General features: G+C 76.7%; 2 protein-coding genes. Both read left to right on the top strand.

Translation table 11 applies throughout. The features are described 5' to 3' along the window. Positions 1-124 precede the first annotated feature (124 nt). Positions 125-20488: a non-ribosomal peptide synthetase gene (locus BL253_RS04465; RefSeq protein ID WP_076813829.1), complete on the top strand. Its 20364-nt coding sequence runs from the start codon at positions 125-127 to the stop codon at positions 20486-20488. A 133-nt stretch (positions 20489-20621) separates the two neighbouring features. After that, positions 20622-21815 (top strand): YqcI/YcgG family protein, encoded by a 1194-nt coding sequence (locus tag BL253_RS04470; protein ID WP_081438001.1) that lies wholly within the window; start codon positions 20622-20624, stop codon positions 21813-21815. Positions 21816-21889: the final 74 nt, after the last annotated feature.

The following is a 21889-nucleotide window of genomic DNA, read 5'->3' on the forward strand; positions in this document are numbered from 1 at the left end:
CGCGAGGGCGCGAGTGCGCCGAGCCGTGTACCCGACCCGACCCGGCGGCCCGCCGCCCGTCACCCAGCCACACCTGCGCCGCCCCCAGCCCCTCGATGCCGGCACCACCGGAAGGACGTGCACCGTGGCAAGTCCCGACTCCGCGCAGCGCAAGCGCGAGCTGCTCCGCCGCCGGCTGGCCGCCGAGCGGCTGACGCGCGAGGTGGTTGACGGCGCCGGCGGCCGGACCCGGCGCGAGCCCGGGCGGGGCTACCCGGTCAGCCCGGGACAGCGGCGGATGTGGTTCCTGTCGCGGCTCGACCCCGGGAGCGCCGCGTACACGATCTCGGCCGCCTTCGAGCTCACCGGACCGCTCGACACGGAGGCGCTGCGCCGCGCGCTGCTCACGGTCGCGCGACAGCACGAGATCCTGCGCACGACGTACCAGGTCACGCCGGACGGGCGGCTGGAACAGGTGCTTCGGGACGACGTCGAACCGGCCTGGCTCAGCGTCGACCTGTCCGCCGAGCCGGCCGGGTCCGCCGAGCCGGCCGACCCCGCCGAGGACCGTGACGGGCGCGCGCGGGAGATCGCCCTGCGCGCCGCCCGGCGCCCGTTCGACCTGACCGCGGAGTCGCCGCTACGGGTCACAGTCCTGCGGCACGGCCCGCTGCGGCACACGCTGGCGCTCGCCGCCCACCACATCGCCTGGGACGACGCCTCCTGGGACGTCTTCTTCGGCGACCTGCTCGCCGCCTACGGCCGAGTGGACGGCGACCCGGCCACGTCACCGGACGCCGTGCCGGACGGCTCCGCCCCGTTCCTGGACGCGGCCGCGCCGGACGGCGAACCGCCCGTCCGGCCGGCGGGCCTTTCCTACTGGCGGGACCGGCTGCTCCCGCTCGCCGAGCCGGTGCGCCTGCCCGAGCCGACCCCCGACGACCGCGCGGCCGACACCCTCGCGGCCAGCGACCTGCCCGGCCTGACCGACGCGGCCGCCGCCGGCCGCCGCGACGCGGGCCGGCAGATCGTCCACCACGCGCCGGCGGAGCTCGCCGGCCAGATCCGGGCGTTCGCCGCCGCGCGCGGCGTGACGCCGTTCATGGTGCTGGTCGCCGGCTACGCCGCCCTGATCCACCGGGTCGCCGGGGCGACCGACGTCACCGTCGGCTCGCCCGTCGTCAACCGGGACGCCGCCGCGACCGACGGCGTCATCGGCTACTTCGGCAACACCGTCTGCCTCCGGCTGGCCGTGGCGCCGGCCGACACCTTCACCGACCTGCTCGAACGGGCCCGCGAGGCGTGCCTGGGCGCCTTCGCCCACGCCGACGTCGACCTGGCCGACGTCGTGCGCGCGGTCAACCCGGACCGCTCCGACGGGGTGTCCAGCCTGTTCAGCACGATGTTCGGCGTCCGCTCGCCGGCCGCCGCCGCGCTGCGCCGCCGTGACCCCGGCGGCGGCGACCTGCGCGGCGAGCGCCGCCCACTGCACAACGGAACCGCCCAGTTCCCGCTGATGGTGGTGGCCGAGCTCGGCGGGGACGCGGGCGGCCCCGACTCGCTGGAGCTGGAGACGACCTACCAGCCGGCGACCGTGTCGGCGGCGTTCGCGGGCGCCGTCGGCCCGAGGCTGGAGCGGCTGCTGRCCCGCGTGGTCGCCGACCCCGCCGCGCCGATCGGCTCGGCCGACCTGCTCGGCCCGGCCGAACGTGACCAGGTCCTGCGCGCCTGGAACGACACCGCCGGACCGGGCCCCGCCGAGCCGTGGATGGCGCTGTTCGACGCCTGGGCGAGCCGCGGCCCCGGCCGGACCGCGCTGGTCACGCCCGGGCGGACGCTGACCTACGGCGAGCTCGCCGCCGCGGCCGACACGTTCGGCCGCCGGCTGGCGAGCCGAGGGGCCAGGCCCGGCTCCGTCGTCGGGATCGTGCTGCCCCGCCGCGCCGACCTGCTCGTCGCGCTGGCCGGCATCGGCCGCGCCGGCGCCGCCTACCTGCCGATCGGCCCCGACTACCCGGCCGACCGGATCGCGTTCATGATCGAGGACGCGGCCCCGGCGATCGTGGTGACCACCCGCGCCCTCGCCGCGCGGATCCCGGTCGTGCCCGGCATGGAGCTCGTGCTCCTCGACGAGCCCGAGGCCGAGCCTGAGTCCGCGGCCGAGCCTGAACTCGCGGCCGAGCCCGAGCCCGAGCCCGAGCCCGAGCTCGAGCTCGAGCTCGAGACCGCGGCGGTCGCCGCGGCGTGGCCGCCGGCCGTCGGCCTGGACGACGTGGTGTACGTGATCTACACCTCGGGATCGACCGGCCGACCCAAGGGCGTCCCGCTCAGCCACCGGTCGCTCGGCAGCTTCCTGGCGTCCATCGCCGACGCGGTGAGCATCGGGCCGGACGACCGGGTGCTGGCCGCGACGACCCTGACCTTCGACCCGAGCACGCTCGAGCTGCTCGCGCCGCTCACCGTCGGCGCCTCGATCCACCTCGTCGACGACGAGACCGCCCGCGACCCGTCCCAGCTGGCCCGGCCGCTGACCGCCGGCGAGGTCACGGTGGCCCAGGCGACTCCGTCGCGGTGGCGGTCCATCCTCGACGCCACCCCCGCGGCGTTTCCAGGGGTGCGTGCCCTGTGCGGCGGCGAACCGATGCCGGCGAGCCTCGCCCGGGAGCTCTCCGCGCGCGCGGGCAGCGTCACCAACCTGTACGGGCCGACCGAGACGGCGGTCTGGGTGACGGCGGGCCCCTGGCGCGACACCAGTGCGGGCGGTGGGCTCCCGCCGGTCGGCCGGCTGCTGCGCAACACCCGGGCCTACGTGCTGGACGGCGCGCTCATGCCGCTGCCGCCCGGAGCCGTGGGCGAGCTGTACATCGCCGGCGTCTTCGTCGCCCACGGCTACCTCGGCCGGCCGGCACTGACCGCGTCCCGCTTCGTCGCGAGCCCCTTCGACGCCGGCGAGCGGATGTACCGCACCGGCGACCTCGCGCACTGGACCGCGGCGGGCGAGCTGGTCGTGGCCGGCCGCTCGGACGACCAGGTGAAGGTGCGCGGCTTCCGGATCGAGCCGGGCGAGATCGAGGCGGTGCTCGAACGCCACCCGGCGGTCGCGCGCTGCGCGGTCGTCGTCCGCGAGGACGGGCCGGCCGGGCGCGCGCTGGTGGCCTACGTCGTTCCGGCGGCGGGCGCGGCCGACCCTGCCGACGAGCCGAGCCCGGCCGACCCCGCCGGGGAGCCCGGCGAGGACCAGGCGGCAGGCGAGCCGCTGGTGGACCGGCTCCGCGCGCACGCGGCGGCCTTCCTGCCCGACTACATGGTGCCGGCGGCCTTCGTGACGCTGCCCGCCCTGCCCACCAACACGAGCGGGAAGCTGGACCGCGGCGGCCTGCCCGCTCCCGACTTCGCGGCGGCGGCCCGGGCCGGCCGGGCCCCGGTGACCAGGACGGAGACGGTCCTGCGGGACGTCTTCGCGGCCGTGCTCGGCCAGCCGGAGATCGGCGTCGACGACTCGTTCTTCCACCGGGGCGGGGACAGCATCCTGGCCTTCGCCGTGGTCACCCGGGCAGCCGCCGCCGGCGTGCCGGTCGCGCTGGCCGACGTGTTCAGCACGCCGACCGTCGCCGGGCTCGCCGCGGTGGCGGATGCCGCCGCGGCTGCCACGGCCACAGCCACGACCGGGCAGACGGCCGAGGCGGGGCAGGTTCTCCCCGCGCGGCGGGTGCCCCTGGCCGAGCCGGACCTCGCGGAGCTGGCACCTGTGGACCCGGTGGACCTCGCCCGCTGGCGTGGCCGGCTGCCCGAGCTGACCGAGGTGTGGCCGCTGTCGCCGTCGCAGGCGGGGATGCTGTTCCACCGCCTCGTCGACGGTGACGACACGCCGGACGTCTACGTGATCCAGTTCGTCCTGGACCTGATGGGCGACCTCGACCTCGACCGCCTGCGCGCCGCGTCGCGGACGCTGATCGCCCGGCACGCCATCCTGCGCGCCGCCGTCCTCGCCGACGGCCGGGCGCCGGCCCAGGCGATCCTGGCCCACGCCGAGCCGGAGTGGACCGTCGTCGACCTGTCCGCCTGGCCCGCCGCCGAGCGGGCGACCGAGGCGGACCGGCTGGTCGCGGACGACCGGGCCGCGCGGTTCGACCTGGGGGCGCCCCCGCTCATCCGCTTCCTGTGGGTCCGCACCGGGCCGGACAGCGCCCGGCTGGCGGTCTGCGCCCACCACCTCGTCGTCGACGGCTGGTCGCTGCCGCTCCTGCTGCGCGAGCTGTTCGCGCTGGCCGCCGACCCGTCCGCCAGCTTCAACGGCGGCGCGAACTCCAACGGCGGGGCGCACTCCAACGGCGGCGCGAACTCCAACGGCGGCGCGGACTCCGACGCGGTCGACGGCTCCGCCCGCGCCACGGCGGCGGCGCCGCGCCCGTCGGCCGCCCGCCCCTACGCGGACTACCTGCGCTGGCTGGGCGCTCAGGACCGGGACGCCGCGCGCGCGGCGTGGAGCGCGGAGCTCGCCGGCCTCGAGGGACCGACCCTGCTGGCACCCGGCGCCGGGCACCGCGCCGCCGCGCCCGCCGGACCGGCCGCCCAGCCGATGGGCGCCGACGAACCAGGCCCGGCGTCCGCCGTCGACCGCGAGATCGACCCGGAGCTGGCCGACCGGCTCGCCGCGCTCGGCCGCGAGCGCGGCCTGACGCTGAGCACGGTGCTGCGGGCGGCCCACGCGGTGCTGCTCGCGCGGGCGACCGGCCGCGACGACGTCGTCCTCGGCGCGGCGACCGCCGGCCGGCCGCCGGAGCTGACCGGCGTCGACGCCATGATCGGCCTGTTCGTCACCACCGTCCCGGTCCGGGCCACGGTCACCGCCGACCGGACGTTCGCCGCGCTCATGGCCGACGTCCAGGCGGCCCAGGGCCGGCTGTTCGCCCACCAGCACGTCGGCCTGGCCGACATCCAGGCCCTGGCCGGCCACGGGGACCTGTTCGACACCCTGCTGGTGCTCGAGTCCTACCCGTTCGACGCGGCCACGCTGATCCCGCCGGGCGGGCCGCGGCTCGCCGCGGTCGACGGGCACGACGCCACCCACTACGCGCTGACGATCAGGGTGATCCCCGGCGACCGGCCACGGCTGACCTTCGGCTACCAGCGCGGCGTCCTCGACGACGCGACGGTCGCCGGCCTCGCCGACCGCATGCTCGCCCTGCTCGGAGAGATCGCCGCCGACCCGGACCGGCCGATCGGCGCCGTCGCCGCCCTGGCACCGGCCGCGCGCGCCCAGGCCGCGCTCACCCCGGCACCCCGCCACGGCGACTGGGGCGCGGACGCCACCCTGCCCGATCTCTTCGAGGCCCAGGCCCGCCGGACCCCGGACGCGGTGGCGCTGCGCTGGCGCGACGGGGAGCTCACCTACGCCGACCTCGACGCCCGCGCCTCCCGGCTCGCGCTGCTGCTGCGCGGGCGGGGCGTCGGGCCGGAGTCGATCGTGGCGGTCGCGCTGCCCCGGTCGACCGACCTGGTCGTGACCCTGCTGGCGGTGCAGAAGGCCGGCGGCGCCTACCTGCCGGTCGACCCGGCCTACCCCGCGGACCGGATCGCGTTCATGCTGCGCGACGCCGCGCCCGTGTGCGCGGTGACCACCGCGGCGACCCGGGTGACCCTGCCGACCCGTACGGGCGTTCCCCTGATCGCGCTGGACGACCCGCTGGTCGTCGCGGCCCTCGCCGAGCAGCCGCCGGCCGCGTCCACCCCGCCGGCCTCGGCCGGCGCGGACGGGCGCGCGCGGGCGGACAGCCTCGCGTACGTCATCTACACCTCCGGCTCGACCGGCCGGCCGAAGGGCGCCCTGATCCCGCACCGCAACGTGGTGCGCCTGTTCGCCGACAGCCGGGACCACTTCCACTTCGACTCCTCGGACGTGTGGACGCTGTTCCACTCGGTGTCGTTCGACTTCTCGGTCTGGGAGCTGTGGGGGCCGCTGCTGCACGGCGGCCGGCTCGTCGTCGTCGACCACGACGTCTCCCGTTCGCCCGAGCAGTTCCTCGCCCTGCTGCGGCGGGAGTCCGTCACCGTCCTGAACCAGACGCCGTCGGCCTTCGGCGCGCTGATGGCGGCCGAGGCGGCCGCCGGCGATGGCGCGGACCGCGGCGATGGCGGCGGCCTGCGCCTTCGCCTCGTCATCTTCGGCGGCGAGGCGCTGGAGGTCGGCCGGCTCGCCCCGTGGTACGAGCGCCACCCGGACGCCCCGGCCCTGGTCAACATGTACGGGATCACCGAGACGACGGTGCACGTCACGTACCTGCGGCTCGGTCGGGCCGACGCGGCCGCCGGGCGGCACGGCCTGATCGGCGAGCCGCTGCGCGGCCTGCGCGCGCGGCTCCTCGACCGCCACCTCGCCCCGGTGCCGCCCGGCGTCGCCGGCGAGATCTACGTCAGCGGCGGCCAGCTCGCGCGCGGCTACCTGGGACGGTCCGCCCTGACGTCGACCCGGTTCGTGGCCGACCCGTACGGCGAGCCCGGCGACCGGATGTACCGCACCGGCGACCTCGCCCGGCTGGGCGACGACGGCTCGCTCGCCTACCTGGGCCGGGCCGACGACCAGGTCAAGATCCGCGGCTTCCGGATCGAGCCGGGCGAGATCGAGGCCGTCCTCGCCGCGGACCCGGCGGTGGAGCGGGTCGTCGTCATCGCCCGGGAGGACGGCGCGGCCCGGCGCAGGCTCGTCGCCTACGTCGTTGCCCGCGCGGGCCACCACGTCGACGGCGCGGCGCTGCGGGCCCGGGCCGCGGCGGCGCTGCCCGACTTCATGGTCCCGGCGGCGGTCGTCACCCTGGACGCGCTGCCCCTGACCGGCAACGGGAAGCTCGACCGGGCCGCGCTGCCAGCACCCGACCTGACCGCCGCCACGTCGGCGCGCCACGGTGGCACCGACCTGGAGCGGGCGCTGTGCGCGGTGTTCGCCGCCGTGCTCGGCCTCGACCGGGTCGGCGTCGACGACGACTTCCTCGCCCTCGGCGGCGACAGCATCCTCGCGATCCAGCTCGTCAACCGGGGCCGGCGTGAGGGCGTCGAGCTCACCCCGCGGGAGGTCTTCGTCCAGCGGACGCCGGCGGCGCTCGCCGCGCTGGTCGCGGGCCGCGCCGCCGTGCCCGAACCGGTCCTGGAGACCGGGTCCGCCCAGCCGGCGGCGGCTGACGAGTCCGCCACCGTGGCGGCGACTGCGACTGCGACTGCGACTGCGGCCGCGACCTTCGACGCGACGGCCACCGGGATCTTCACCCCCCTGCCGATCGTGGCCCGGCTCGCCGAATGGGGCGGGGAGATCCGGCGGTTCAACCAGGCGTTCCTCGCCCGGACGCCGGCCGGCACCGACGAGGCCGCGCTGCGAGCGGCACTCGCCGCGCTGGTCGCGCACCACGACGGCCTGCGCTCCCGGCTGCTGCGCCCCGCGCCCGGCGTGTGGCTGCTCCAGATCGACCCGGCCGCGCCCGAGGCTGGCGACGCGGCCGCGCGGGGCGCGGTCTCGGCGGGGGACACAACCACCGCGGGCGGGGCGGCGGACGCCGACCCGCTGACCCGGATCGACGTCACCGGACTCGACCCGACCGCGCGCCGCGCCGTCATCACCGCCGCCTCCGGCTCGGCCGCCGGCCGCCTCGACCCGGACGCCGGGGTGATGCTGCGCGCGGTCTGGCTCGACGCCGGCCCCGACGAGCCCGGCCGGCTGGTCCTCGTCGCCCATCACCTCGTCGTCGACGGCGTGTCGTGGCGGATCCTGCTCGCCGACCTGGAGACGGCGTACCTCGCGGCCCGCTCCGGCGGCCGGCCCGCGCTCGACGCGGTCGGCACGTCGCTGCGTGCCTTCAGCCAGCTCCTCGGCGAGCAGGCGGCGGCGCCGGCCCGGCTCGGCGAGCTGTCCCACTGGCTGGAGACGCTCGCGCCGGGCGGGCGGCCCTTCGCGGAGCCGGCAAGGCCGGTGGCCGCTTCCGGCGGCCTGGCCGAGCCCCGGCCAGGGCCGGGCGCCGTGGGCACGGTCGCCGACACCGCGAGCCTGGTCGTCGAGCTGCCGCCGGCCGTCACGGCCGCCCTGCTCACCGGCGTCCCCGTCGCGACGGGCGCCGAGGTCACCGACGTGCTGCTCGCCGGCCTGCGGCTGGCCGTCCCGGCCACGCGGGCGTACGGCCAGCCCAACGGCGAGCCGGCGGCCGGCAAGGATGACGTCGACGGCGACCTTCTCGTCGACCTCGAACGCCACGGCCGCGAGGAGATCGTCCCCGGCGTGGACCTCGCCAGGACCGTCGGCTGGTTCACCAGCATCGCGCCGGTCAGGCTGGCGCCGGCCGGGGCGCGGGCGCGGGCGACGCTCGCCGACGTGACGGCGCGGCTGCGGGCCACGCCCGACGGCGGCGTCGGCTTCGGCATGCTGCGCTACGCCAGCCCGCTGGCCGGCCCGGCGCTCGCCCGCGCCGGGCAGGCCCAGGTGCTGTTCAACTACCTGGGCCGGTTCGGCGCGGACCGCCGGGCCGACTGGGGGCCGGCCGAGGAGTTCGACGCCCTCGCGGCCAGGCCCGACCCCGGCCTGGGCGTGGGCTACCCGCTGACCGTCGACGCGGTCTGCGTCGAGACCGCCGACGGGCCGGTGCTGCGCGCGACGTTCACCTACCTGACGACGGTGCTCGCGGCGGACGAGACGGCGCGCATCGCCGACGGCTTCGTCGACGCCCTGCGCGAACTGGCCGCGCTCGCGCCGGCGGCGGCTGCCACCGTCGCCACCACCGCGGGCACCGTCACCACCGCGGCGATGGCGACAGGGGCGACGGCCGGGCCGGCCACCGCCGAGCCACCGGTCGAGCTGCTCGCGCTCGCGGAGCGGGACGCGGCGCGGATCGCCGGCGCGTTCCCGGCGGAGGTCGAGGACGTCTGGCCGCTCTCGCCGCTGCAGGAGGGCCTGTACTTCCACTCGGCCCTCGACCAGACCAGCGACGCGTACACCGCCCAGTTCACGTTCGACTTCGACCGTCGGCTCGACGCCGAGCGGCTGCGCCGCGCCTGCCAGGTCCTCATGGCCCGGACCCCGACCCTGCGCGCGGGCTTCCTGTCCGACGGCCTGCCCCGCCCGGTACAGGTCATCGCGCGCGAGCTGCCCGCGCCGGTCGACGAGATCGACCTCGCCGGCCTGGCCGAGCCCGAGCGGGCGGCCGAGGCGGACCGGATCGCCGCGGCCGACCGGGCCCGCCCGTTCGAGGTCGCCCGGCCGCCGCTGTTCCGCCTGACCCTGATCCACCTGGGCGAGGGACGCGACCGGCTCGTCGTCAACCGCCAGGTGCTGCTGTGGGACGGCTGGTCGGGCGCCCTGTTCGTCGAGGGGCTGCTCGACCTCTACGCCGACGCCGACGCCGCCGCCGCCGACGCCGACGCCGACACGCCGGGCTCGGCGGCCCCGCCCGCGCCGCGAGGCTCGTTCCGGGACTACCTGGTCTGGCTGCGCCAGCGGGACATCGCCGCGTCCGAGAAGGCCTGGCGCTCGGCGCTCGCCGACCTGGAGGGCCCGACGCTGGTGGTACCGGCGGCACGGGGCCTGCCGCCGGTCGCGCCGGTCCGGATCACCGCCGAGCTGCCCGAGGCGACGGCGAGCGCGGCGCGCGCGGCCGCCCGCGCCCACGGCGTCACCCTGAACACGGTCTTCAACGCCGCGCTCGCGCTGGTGCTGGCGACCGCGACGGGGACGGACGACGTCGTGTTCGGGACGACCGTCGCGGGCCGCCCGACGGAGCTCGACGGGATCGACGAGGTCGTCGGACTGTTCCTGAACACCGTCCCGGTGCGGGTCCGGCTCGACCCGCGCGAGACCGTCGGCGAGCTGCTGCGCCGGGTCTCGGAGCAGCGCCTCGACCTGCTGGACCACGAGTACCTCGGTCTCGGCGACATCCAGCGGGCCGGCGGCCACCCGGTGCTGTTCGACACCCTCTACGTCCTGCAGAACTTCATCGACGAGGTCGCGAACGACCAGACGACCGCCCGCCACGGGATCATCGGCGGCGGCAGCCTGGACCACACCCACTACCCGCTGACGTTCGTCCTGTTCCCGGGGGCGCGGATCACCGCCCGGCTGGAGTACCGCGCGGACGTGGTCGCGCCGGAGGTGGCCGAGGGGCTGTTCGCCCGCCTCGTCGCGACGATCGACGTGCTGGTCGGCCAGCTCGACGCGCCGGTCGGCTCCCTCGACCTGCTGCTGCCCGCCGAGCGGGACAGGTTCGCCGCCGCGGCGGCGCCGGCACTGCCGATCGGCGGCCGGACCGTCTCCGACCTGCTCGCCGAACGGGCCGGCGACGTCGGCGACGAGGTCGCGCTCGTCCTCGGCGACGAGCGGCTGACCTACCGCGAGCTCGACGACCGGGTGAACCGGCTGGCGCGGCTGCTGGTCGGCCGCGGCGCCGGCCCGGAGACCGTGGTGGCCCTGGGGATCGGGCGGACGGTGCACATGGTCGTCGCGCTGTTCGCCGTCCTGCGCACCGGCGCCGCCTACCTGCCGCTGGAGCTGGACCACCCACCCGCCCGCCTGCTGGCGATGGTGGCCGACGCCGGGGCCGGCCTGGTGGTCACCACCCGGGCGGCCGGCGACTACCTGACCGGCGAGACGGACGGCCTCGGCGCGGACGCGCCCCGCACCGTCGTGACGGACGCGAGCGCCCGCGGGGCGGCCGTGCCCGCCGCGGCGGTGCCCGCCGCGGCCGTGCCCGCCGCGGACGCGACGGCCTCGGACGCGACGGCCGATGGCCAGGACCCGGTCGCCCCGGCCTGGCTGGTGCTCGACGACGAGGCCGTCGGGGCCGAACTCGCCGCGACCTCGCCCGCCGCGCTGTCGGACGCCGAGCTCGGTGCCTTCGCCCGCGACCGCGCGGACCGGCTCGACCACCCGGCCTACGTGATCTACACGTCGGGCTCCACCGGCCGGCCCAAGGGCGTCGTCACCCCCTACCGCGGCCTGACGAACATGTGGCTCAACCACCGGGACGAGATCTTCGACCCGACGGTGGCGGCCACTCGGGGTTCCTGCCAGATCGGCGAAGCCGATCTGGGAGGTCGTGGCCGGCGGCTGCGGATCGCGCACACTGTCTCGTTCGCGTTCGACATGTCGTGGGAGGAGCTCCTCTGGCTCGTCGAGGGCCACGAGGTGCACATCTGCGACGAGAACCTGCGCCGCGACGCCGAGGGCCTCGTCGCCTACTGCGACCGCCACCGGATCGACGTCGTCAACGTCACGCCCACCTACGCGGCCCACCTGTTCGAGGCCGGCCTGCTGGAGCGGACCGGACAGCCGCCCGCCGGTGACGCGCGGCCCCCCGGCGAGGCGGCGCCGCGCGCGGCCGGGATGCCGGGCCGGAACGGCGCCCCTGCGAACGGGTACCGCCACCGTCCGCCGCTGGTCATGCTGGGCGGCGAGGCCGTGCCCGACTCGGTCTGGAACCGGCTGCGCGACACCGACGGGACGACCGGCTACAACCTCTACGGCCCGACCGAGTACACGATCAACGCCCTCGGAGCCGCCACCGCCGACAGCCGGACCCCGACCGTCGGGCGGCCGATCCGCAACACCTCGGTCTACGTGCTCGACCGCTGGCTACGCCCCGTGCCGGACGGCGTCCCCGGCGAGCTGTACATCGCCGGCGACGGCCTCGCCCGCGGCTACCTCGACCAGTTCGGCCTGACCGCGACCAGGTTCGTCGCCGACCCGGCCCGCCCGGGCGGCCGGATGTACCGCACCGGCGACCTGGTGACCCGCCGGCCCGGCGACGGCAACCTCGACTTCCTGGGCCGCACCGACGACCAGGTCAAGATCCGCGGCCACCGCATCGAGCTCGGCGAGGTCGCCGCCGCCGTCGACGCCCACGAGGCGGTCAGCCAGTCCGTCGTGATCGCGACCGACGACCCGGCGACGCCGGGGGCGAAGCGCCTCGTCGCCTACGTCGTGCCGGCCGAGCGGTCGGCCGCCGACCGGGCCGCGATCGAGGCCGAGCAGGTCGGCGAGTGGCGCCAGGTCTACACCGACGAGTACGAGCGGATCCCGACCGCGCTGCGCGCCGAGAGCTTCGACGGCTGGGACTCCAGCTACGACAGCCAGCCGATCCCGCTGGAGAACATGCGGGAGTGGCGGGCGAGGACCGTCGACCGGATCCGGGCGCTCGCGCCGCGGCGGGTGCTGGAGATCGGCGTCGGCACCGGCCTGCTGCTCGGGCAGCTGGCCCCCGGCCGCGAGGAGTACTGGGGTACGGACTTCGCCGCTCCCGTCCTCGAGAAGCTGCGCGCCGAGCTCGCCTCCGACCCCGCCCGCTTCGGCCGGGTCGAGCTGCGCCACCAGCCGGCCCACGTGACCGACGGGCTGCCGACGGCGTTCTTCGACACGATCGTCATCAACTCGGTGATCCAGTACTTCCCGAGCGCCGACTACCTGCGCACGGTGCTGCGCGGCGCGCTCGACCTGCTCGCCCCTGGCGGCTCGCTGTTCGTCGGCGACGTGCGGGATCTGGGCCGGCTGCGCGTGTTCCACAGCGCGATCGAGCTCGCCCGCTCCGGCCAGTCGCCCGCCGCCACCGCGCCCGTGCGCCCCGGCCCGGAACCGGCCCGGCTCGCGGCGGCCGTCGACCGGCGCGTCCTGCTGGAGAAGGAGCTGGTGGTCGCGCCGGCGTTCTTCGCCGGCCTGGCCCAGGCCGCCGATCTCGAGGTGTGCGTCCGGGTCCGGCGGGGACGTCACCGCGACGAGCTCACCCAGCACCGCTACGACGTCGTGCTGCGCCGCCCCGCCCAGGCGGATGCTGCCACTGGCACGGAGCCGGCCGCCGCGGTGCCCGGCGCCGAGCCGGAGCCGCTCGTCGCGGCCTGGGGCGTCGACGTGCGCGGCCTGGACGAGTTCGGCGCGCTCGTGCGCGCCCGTCGGCCGGAGCGGATCCGCCTCACGGCGATCCCGGACGCCCGCGTCGCCGCGGACCTCGCCGCGGCGGGACTCGACCCGGTCGGCTTGGCGGGCGCGCCGGGCCGAGCGGGCTCGGCGGACGCCGAGGGCGGCGCCGTCGACCCGCACGACCTCTACGCGCTGGCCGACGAGCTGGGCTACGAGGCGGCCCTGGCGCCGCGCCCCGACGACGCCGGCCGGCTCGACGCCATGCTGGTGCGCGGCTCGGGGCCGGCGGCTCTCCCGGTGACCCGGCCGGCCGCGGACCCGGCCAGCCGGCCGCGTCCCGGGGCGGCGCTGACGAACGACCCGACGTCGGCCCGCGCCGCCGGCGCGCTCGTCGGGCGCCTCCGTTCCGACCTGGCCGCCGTCCTCCCGGACTACCTCGTCCCGTCGGCGTTCGTGCCGCTGCCGGCCATTCCCCGCAACGCCAACGGCAAGCTCGACCTGGCGGCGCTGCCGCCGGCCGAGGCGGCCGCGGCGCCGAGCTCGGGCCGGGCGCCGGCCACCGCCGTCGAACGGACCCTCGCGGAGCTGTTCGCCGACGTCCTCGGCCTGCCCGAGGTGGGCGCGGACGACGACTTCTTCGCCCTCGGCGGCCATTCCCTGCTCGCCACCCGGGTGATCAGCCGCGCCCGGACGGCGCTCGACACGGAGCTCGCCATCCGCGACCTGTTCGACGCGCCGACGGTCGAGGCGCTGGCGGCGAAGGTCGCCAGCCGCACCGTGGCGAAGCGCCCGCCGCTCGTCCCGGCGCGACGGCCCGAGCGGATCCCGCTCTCGCCGGCACAGCGGCGCCTCTGGCTCGTCGAGGCGCTGGCGGGCGGTACCGATGCCTACAACTACCCGCTCGCGTTCCGGACCGGTGGCCGCCTCGACATCGCCGCGCTGCGCGCCGCCGTCACCGACCTCCTCGGCCGGCACGAGGCCCTGCGCACGGTCATCGACGTCATCGACGGCGAGCCCTACCAGCGGATCCTGGACCCGGCCGACGCGAACCCCGGCGTCGAGGTGCTCAGGTGCGCCCCGGAGGAGGTGACCGGCTGGATCACCCGGTCCGCGGCACGCCGGTTCGACCTGACCCGCGAGGCGCCGCTGCGGATGGCCCTGCTGCGCTGCCCGGACGCCGACGTGCTCGTCGCCGTCCTGCACCACATCGCGACCGACGAATGGTCGGACCGCCCGTTCCTGCTCGACCTGGACGCCGCCTACGCCGCGAGGCTCGCCGGGCACGCGCCGGACTGGGAGCCGCTGCCGGTCCAGTACGCCGACTACACGCTCTGGCAGCGTGACCTGCTCGGCGGGCCAGGCGACGAGGACGGCCTGGCCGCCAGACAGCTCTCGTTCTGGCTGGAGGCGCTGCGCGGCCTGCCGGAGGAGGTCCCGCTGCCGCTGGACCGGCCGCGCCCGGCCGACCGGGACGGCGTGTCCGCGCGGGTGGTCCGTGTCCTGCCCGCACCGGTGGCGACCGGGCTGCGCGCCCTGTGCGCGGCGACCGGCACGAGCATGTCGATGCTCGCCCACGCGGCCATCGCGACCCTGCTGCACCGGCTGGGCTCCGGCGACGACATCCCGATCGGCGTGCCCATCGCCGGCCGGACCGACGCCGCCCTCGACCGCCTCGTCGGCTTCTTCGTGAACACGCTGGTGATCCGGTCCGACCTGACCGGCGACCCGACCTTCCGGGGCCTGCTGGGCCGGACCCGCCAGACCGACCTGGCCGCCTTCGACCACCAGGACCTGCCGTTCGAGGACATCGTCGCCGCGGTCAACCCGCGCCGTGTGCCCGGGATCAACCCGCTGTTCCAGGTGATGGCCGGCTACCACCACCTGGCCGACGACGACCGGGAGCTGCTCGGCGGGCCGGTGACCTGGATCAGCCCCGAGGCCGGTACGGCCAAGTTCGACCTGGACGTGACGTTCGCCGACCGGTTGGCCCGCAACGAGATCACGGCGCTGGTCGAGTTCGCCACCGACGTGCTCGACCCGGACAGCGGCGCCCGGCTGGCCGACCGGCTGGTCCGGCTGCTCGCCGAGATCGTCCGCGACCCGGACCTGCCGGTCAGCCGGCTGGAGATCGTCGACGAGGCCGAGCGCGCGGCCGCCCTGCGGGCCTCCCACGGCCCGGTGCGGGCGCTGCCCGACCTGAGCGCCGGCGCCGACGCCGATGCCGACGCCAGCGCCAGCGCCAGCGCCGACGCCGCTGTCGCGGGGACGGCGGCGAGTGGGACGACGGTGCCGGACCTGCTTGCCCGGGCCGTCGCCGTGTATCCCGACCGGGTCGCGCTGGTCACCGCCGAGGGCCGGACGACGTTCGCGGAGCTGGGGCGCGAGGTCGACCGGATCGCGGACGTGGTGTCCCGCCTGGGCGCGGGCCCGGAGGCCGTGGTGGCGCTCGCGCTACCTCGCGCGTCGATGGTTCCCGCGATCTTCGGCGTGCTGGCGGCGGGCGCGAGCTACCTGCCGATCGACGTCGAGGCGCCAGCGGACCGACTGGCGTTCCTGCTGGCCGACGCCGCGCCGGCGGCCGTCCTCACGACCCAGGCCTTCGGAAGGCTGCTGCCCGCCGTCGCGGCCGCCGTCATACCGCTCGACGCCCCGCTGTCCGGCGGCGCGCCCGAGTCCGTCGGCCGCTCGGTGGCGCGCCGCCGCCGGCCCGAGCCGGCCGGCGCGGCCAGCGTGATCTACACCTCGGGGTCGACCGGGCTCCCCAAGGCGGTCGTTGGCACCCACCAGGGGCTGGTCAACCTCTTCGCCTCGCACGCGGTCGACCTCATCGCGCCGGCCGAGCGCGCCGCCGGTCCCGACCGGGGCGCCCAGCGTGTCCTGCACGCGGCGTCGTTCAGCTTCGACGGCTCCTGGGAGCCGCTGCTGTGGCTGCTCGCCGGGCACGAGACACACGTCGTCGACGAGCTGGTCGCCCGGGACGCGGCCGCCCTCGTCGACTACCTCGAGCGGACCCGGATCGACGTGCTCGACCTGACCCCGACCTACCTCCAGGAGCTGGTCAGGAACGGTTTCCTGCGTCCGGAGGGCCACCGGCCGGGCGTGCTCCTGGTCGGCGGCGAGGCCACCCCGCCGGCACTGTGGGAGCGGCTGCGCTCGCTGCCCGGGACGGTGGCCCACGACCTGTACGGACCGACGGAGTACTCGGTCGACGCCTACGGCTGGCACAGCGCGGGTGACGATCCACGGCCGACGGCTGACGGCGCGGACCTGGCGGCCGAGGACGTCGCCGAGCCGGCTGCCCGGGCTGGCGGCGGCTGGGCCGCGCCCATCGGGAACACCGGTGCCTACCTGCTGGACGCCGCGCTGCGGCCCGTTCCCGACGGCGTGGCGGGCGAGCTGTACCTGTCCGGTCCCGGGCTCGCCCGAGGCTACCTGCGCCGCGCGGCCCTGACGGCGGGCCGTTTCGTCGCCGACCCGTTCGGAGCGGCGGGGGACCGCATGTACCGCACCGGGGACCTCGCGCGCCGCCGGCCCGACGGCTCGCTCGCGTTCCTCGGGCGCGCCGACGACCAGATCAAACTGCGCGGGTTCCGGGTCGAGCTCGGCGAGATCGAACGGGCGCTGGAGGCGGCGCCGGGCGTCGCCCAGGCGGCGGTCTGGTTCCGCCCGGACGCCCCGCCCGCGCTCCAGCTCGCCGTCTACCTCGTGCCCGCCGCGGCGGGCGACGCCGAAGGGCCGGCCGGCGCGGCCGGGTCGGTCAGGCCGGCCGGGTCGGACCTGGTCGAGGCCGCCCGGGCGTACGTGGCCCGGACGCTGCCGGCGTACATGGTTCCCCAGGCGTTCATCGCGCTGGACCGGCTGCCCCGCACGGTCAACGGCAAGCTGGACCGCTCGGCGCTGCCCGAGCCGGTCGCGCCCGCGCCGTCGGCCGGGCGGCGTCCCCGTGACGCCCGGGAGGAGCTGCTGGCCGAGCGGTTCGCGGCCGTGCTCGGCGTCGAACGAGTCGGGACCGACGACGACTTCTTCGCCCTGGGTGGCCACTCGCTGCTCGTCATGCGGCTGTGCGCCGCGATCCGGTCGACGTTCGGCGCGGAGATCACGCCCCGCGCGGTCTTCGAGGACCCGACGGTCGCCCGGCTCGCGCGGCGGATGGACCAGGCCGGCGCCGCTCGCCCGGCGGTCCGCCGCGCCGCGCGCCCGGTGAACCCACCGCTGTCCTTCGCGCAGCGGCGCCTGTGGGTGCTGGGGCAGGTGGAGGGTCCCAGCCCGACGTACAACATCCCGATCACCTGGCGGCTGACCGGCCCGCTGGACCTGGCCGCGCTGCGCGCCGCGGTGCGCGACGTCGTCGCCAGGCACGAGGCGCTGCGGACGGTCTTTCCCGCGCCCGGCGGCGAGCCGGTCCAGTGGATCCTCGACCCGGCCGACACGGAGATCCCGTTCGACGTCATCGAGTGGGCGCCCGCGGCCGGCGGCGGTCGCAGCGGCGGACGGCCCGCGCCGGAACCGGGCGACCCGGTGCTGGCGGACGTCCTGGCCGTCGCCGCGTCCTACGCGTTCGACCTGGAGCGCGAGCCACCGATGCGGGTGACCGTAGTCCGGTGCTCGCCGGACCTGCACATCGCGCAGTTCCTGATCCACCACATCGCCGCCGACGAGGGCTCCGACCGGCCGCTGGCCCGCGACCTGTCCGTCGCCTACCGGGCGCGGGTCGGCGGCGCCACGCCAGACTGGGCGCCGCTGCCTGTCCAGTACGTCGACTACTCGCTGTGGCAGCGCGAGCTGCTCGGCGACGAGGCCGACGCGACGAGCCCCTCCGCCACGTCGCGGGAGTTCTGGCGCCGGCAGCTCGCCGGCCTGCCGGCCGAGCTGGCGCTGCCGACCGATCGTGCCCGGCCGCAGGAGCCGACCCACGCCGGCGGGATCGTCGAGACGACGATCGACGCCGAGCGCGTCGCCGCGCTGCGCGCCGTCGGCCGAGCCCACAACGCCAGCCTTTTCATGGTGCTGCGGGCCGTCGCCGCGACCCTGCTGCACCGGCTGGGCGCGGGCGACGACATCCCGGTCGGGAGCCCGGTCTCCGGCCGCGTCGACGACAGCCTCGACGACCTTGTCGGCTTCTTCCTCAACACGGTCGTCCTGCGAACCGACCTGTCGGGCGACCCGACGTTCGGCGAGCTGCTGGGGCGGGTCCGCGACAGCGACCTCGCCGCCTTCGACCATCAGGAGCTGCCCTTCGACCGGGTCGTGGAGGCCGTCAACCCGCCGCGGCTGCTGGGCCGCCACCCGCTGTTCCAGGTCATGATCGTGTACCTGGCGGCGTCCGACGCCGTCGACGAGCTGGCCTTCGACGGCGTGGGCGCCGATCCCGAACCGGTGCGGGCCGCGAGCGCCAAGTTCGACCTGTCCTTCGACTTCCTCGAGCGGACCGGCGCCGACGGCGGCATGGTCGTCGGCGTCCGCTACAGCGACGACCTGTTCGACCGCGCCACCGCCGACCGGCTCGGCGAGCTGCTGCTGCGCGTTCTCGCCGCGGTCGCCGCGGACCGGCCGGTACCGGTCAGCGCGCTGGACATCGGCGGCCTGGACGAGTGGATGGATCGGGCTGGCGGCCGTGCGGGCGGACGCCCGGACGGCACGGTGGACCTCGCCGACCGGCCGGACGAGGACCGGTCGACGCCGCCCGCCGGTGGCGTCGGTGAACCGGCGGCCGGGCGCGCTCCCGCGAACGAGATCGAGGCGACGCTGGTCGCCGCGTTCGCCGCGGTGCTCAAGGTCGACGAGGTCGGCGTCGACGACGACTTCTTCACCCTCGGGGGCGACAGCATCGTCGCGATGCGGCTGGTCAACCGGATCCGCGCCGCGGGCCTCACCGTGACCCCGCGGCTGCTGTTCGGCCACCGCACTCCCGCGACGCTCGCCACCGTCGTCACCCGCGCGTCGTCGCGGTCCTCCGTCACGACGGCCGGGCCGGCCGGGCCGGGCGGGCAGGCGGCGGGCGACGCGGCCCGGCGGGCAGGCGGCACGGCCGAGGCGGACTCCGAACCCGCCGGCGTCGTCGTCGCCCCGCCGACGCCGGCGCTGCAGGCGGTGCGCGGCCGCGGCACCGAGACGGACGGCCGCCTCGCGTTCGCGTCCTTCTCCTCGCCGGTCCTGCTGCGCACCCCCGCCGGTCTCGACCTGGCGACGCTGGTCGCGGCGATCACGACGGTCGTCGATCACCACGACGTCCTGCGGGCCCGTCTCGTCCGGTCGGACTCCGCCAGGCCGCTGCCGGACGGCGCGGCGGCGACGGGCGCCGACGGCGGTGCCGCCTGGTCGCTGGCCATCGCGCCGCGCGGCGGCGTCGAGGCCGGGCGCTGGGTCCGCTGGGTCGACGCGGCCGACCTCGCCGCGGGGGAGGGCTTCGACAGCGCGGCCGGGCGTGCGCTGGTCGCCGGGCTCGCGGCGGCGGCGAACGCCGAGCTCGATCCGGACGACGGGCAGACCGTGCGCTGCGTCTGGCTGGACGCGGGCGCCACCCGCCCCGGCCGGCTGCTGCTGATCATCCATCACGCGCTGATCGACGGCGTCTCCTGGTCGATCGTGCTGGAGGACCTCGCGGCCGCGGCGAACGCGCTGGCGGCGGGCGGGCGGCCCCGGCTCGCGCCCGTCGAAGTCTCGTTCACCGAATGGGCGCGCCGCCTCGACGAGCGGGCGCGCGCGGCGGAGACGGACCGGCGGCTGCCCTTCTGGTCGGGCCTGCTCGACCGTGCCACGCCCGTCGTGTGGACCGTGCACCCGGCCGGACCGGCGGACCCGACGGGCCCGGGTGCCCCGGCGGCCGGCCAGGAGGACGCGGTCGGCCCGGTCGCTCCGAGCGGCCAGAACCAGCCGGCGGCGGTCACGGTGAGCCTGCCGCCGGAGCGGGCGGCGCCCCTGCTGTCGACAATTCCGGCCGCGTTCGGGGTCGGCGTGGACGAGCTCCTGCTCGCCGCGCTGTCGCTGGCCGTGGCCGACCAGACCCGGCCGGACCGCGCCGGCTCGTCGACGATGGTCGCCGCGGTGCAGGCCCATGGCCGCCAGGAGCAGGTCGTCGACGACCTGGACCTGTCCCGGACGGTCGGCTGGCTCGCAGAGGTGTTCCCGTTCCCGCTCGAGCGCGCCGATGACGACGGCGCCGTCCTCGGTGACCGTTCCGTGGACGCCACGGTGGCACGCGTGCGCGCCCTCATGGGCCAGATCCCCGACGGTGGAACCGGCTACAGCATGCTGCGCTTCCTCAACCCGCGGACCGCGCCGGTCCTCGCGGCGGCGCCACCGCCCACCGTCTACCTGAACTATGTGGGCCGGCTGACGCGGGGCGAGGCCACGGACTGGTCGGTCGCCGCCGAGGACGAGGAGCTGTTCGCCGACTGGAACGCGGACCAGCCCGACCCGTTCCCGCTCAGCCTGATCGTCCGGGCCGTCGACGGCCCGGACGGCCCGGAGCTCGGCGCGCGGTGGTCCGTCGGGCCGGACGGCCCGCCAGCGTCGGTCCTGCGCGGCCTCGCGGACTCGTGGACGCGGGCGCTCGACACCCTCGCGGCCCGAGCCGCGCGCCTGGGGGAGCACGCATCCCCGGCATCCGTCCCAGACGGCGGCAGCTGAGTCGCTCCAACCAGGCCATTCCAACCAGGCCATTCCGACCGAGCCACGCCATGACCCCGGGCCGAGACCGGCCCGCGGCTGACCAAAGAGAGAAACCACAGTGCGAGACAGGCTGAAACTCAGTGGGGTGCGCATGGCCGGCACGACGGACGCGCACCGCGAGGAGATCCTGGACCTGGCCATCGGTCCGGTGCCGGAATGGGGCGCCGGCTGCGCGCGGGACATGATCGCGACGCTGCGGTCCAACGCCGAGYCGTTTCCCTGCATCTTCGCGACGGCCGCGGCGAACCGGGGCGGGCTGCGGTTCGGCTTCGTCGACGACCTTGACGACGAGCGGACCTGGTCCGTTCTGCCGGACATCCTCGCCACCTATCTCTCGGTCTACCGGTCGCTCTCGAGGAACACCTCACTCGTCGTGCTCTTCGGGCCCGGCGGCGCGGCGGCGGGGGAGCGGGCCGACGGCGTCCTCGGGTACGAACGGCGGTTCTGGTCGCTGCTGCGGTACCTGAACGACAGCGACGGCGAGCCCTGGCCGTCGGACATCCCCACCGACACCGACACCCCGGGCTGGGAGTTCAGCTTCCGCGGCACCCCGATCTTCGTCGTCTGCAACACGCCGGCCCACGAGCGGCTGCGCAGCCGCAGCAGCCCGGTCTTCACCATCACGTTCCAGCCGCGCTGGGTCTTCGAGGGACTGGAGCCGCACACCCCGCGAGGCGCCGCCGCCCGCAGGACCATCCGCGAGCGCCTGCGCCGGATCGACACGGTGGACTCGACCCCGCTGCTGGGCTCCTACGGCGATCCGAACAACCGGGAATGGAAGCAGTACTTCCTGCGCGACGACGCCTCGGTTCCGGCCAGGTGCCCGTTCCGCGCCGGTTCCGGCCGGGCCGAGACGGCGGGAACGACGCCCGGGACGACGACGCCCGGGACGACGACGCCCGGGACGACGACGCCCGGGACAACGACGCCCGGGACGGCGACACCCGGGACGACGAATGCACCCGACGTGGCGGGCGAGCCGGAGCCCCGCCTGTTCAAGGTGGTCGTCAACCAGGAGCAGCAGTACTCGGTATGGCCGCTGGGGCGTCGTAACGCGCTCGGCTGGTTCGACACCCTCGTCACAGGGAGCCGGCGCGAGTGCCTGGACAGCATCGAGCTCACCTGGGGCGACCCGCGCCCACGCAGCCTCCGGCGGCGGATGCCCGGCGTGCCCGGGGCCGACGGCACGGCGGCGGGCGCCGCGACGCGTAACGGCCGGCCCGGCGGGCTTCCCACGCCGGGCTCGGCGTGGGACCGCGAGCCGGTCTCCGCGAGTTCCGCCTGACCGCGACGGAACGGGTTCACACACCCGGCGAGGCGGCGTAGGGCGCCCACCCATGGTCGCTCACCGCCTCCGTT

Source organism: Pseudofrankia asymbiotica, from assembly GCF_001983105.1.
Taxonomy (GTDB): Bacteria; Actinomycetota; Actinomycetes; order Frankiales; family Frankiaceae; genus Pseudofrankia; species Pseudofrankia asymbiotica.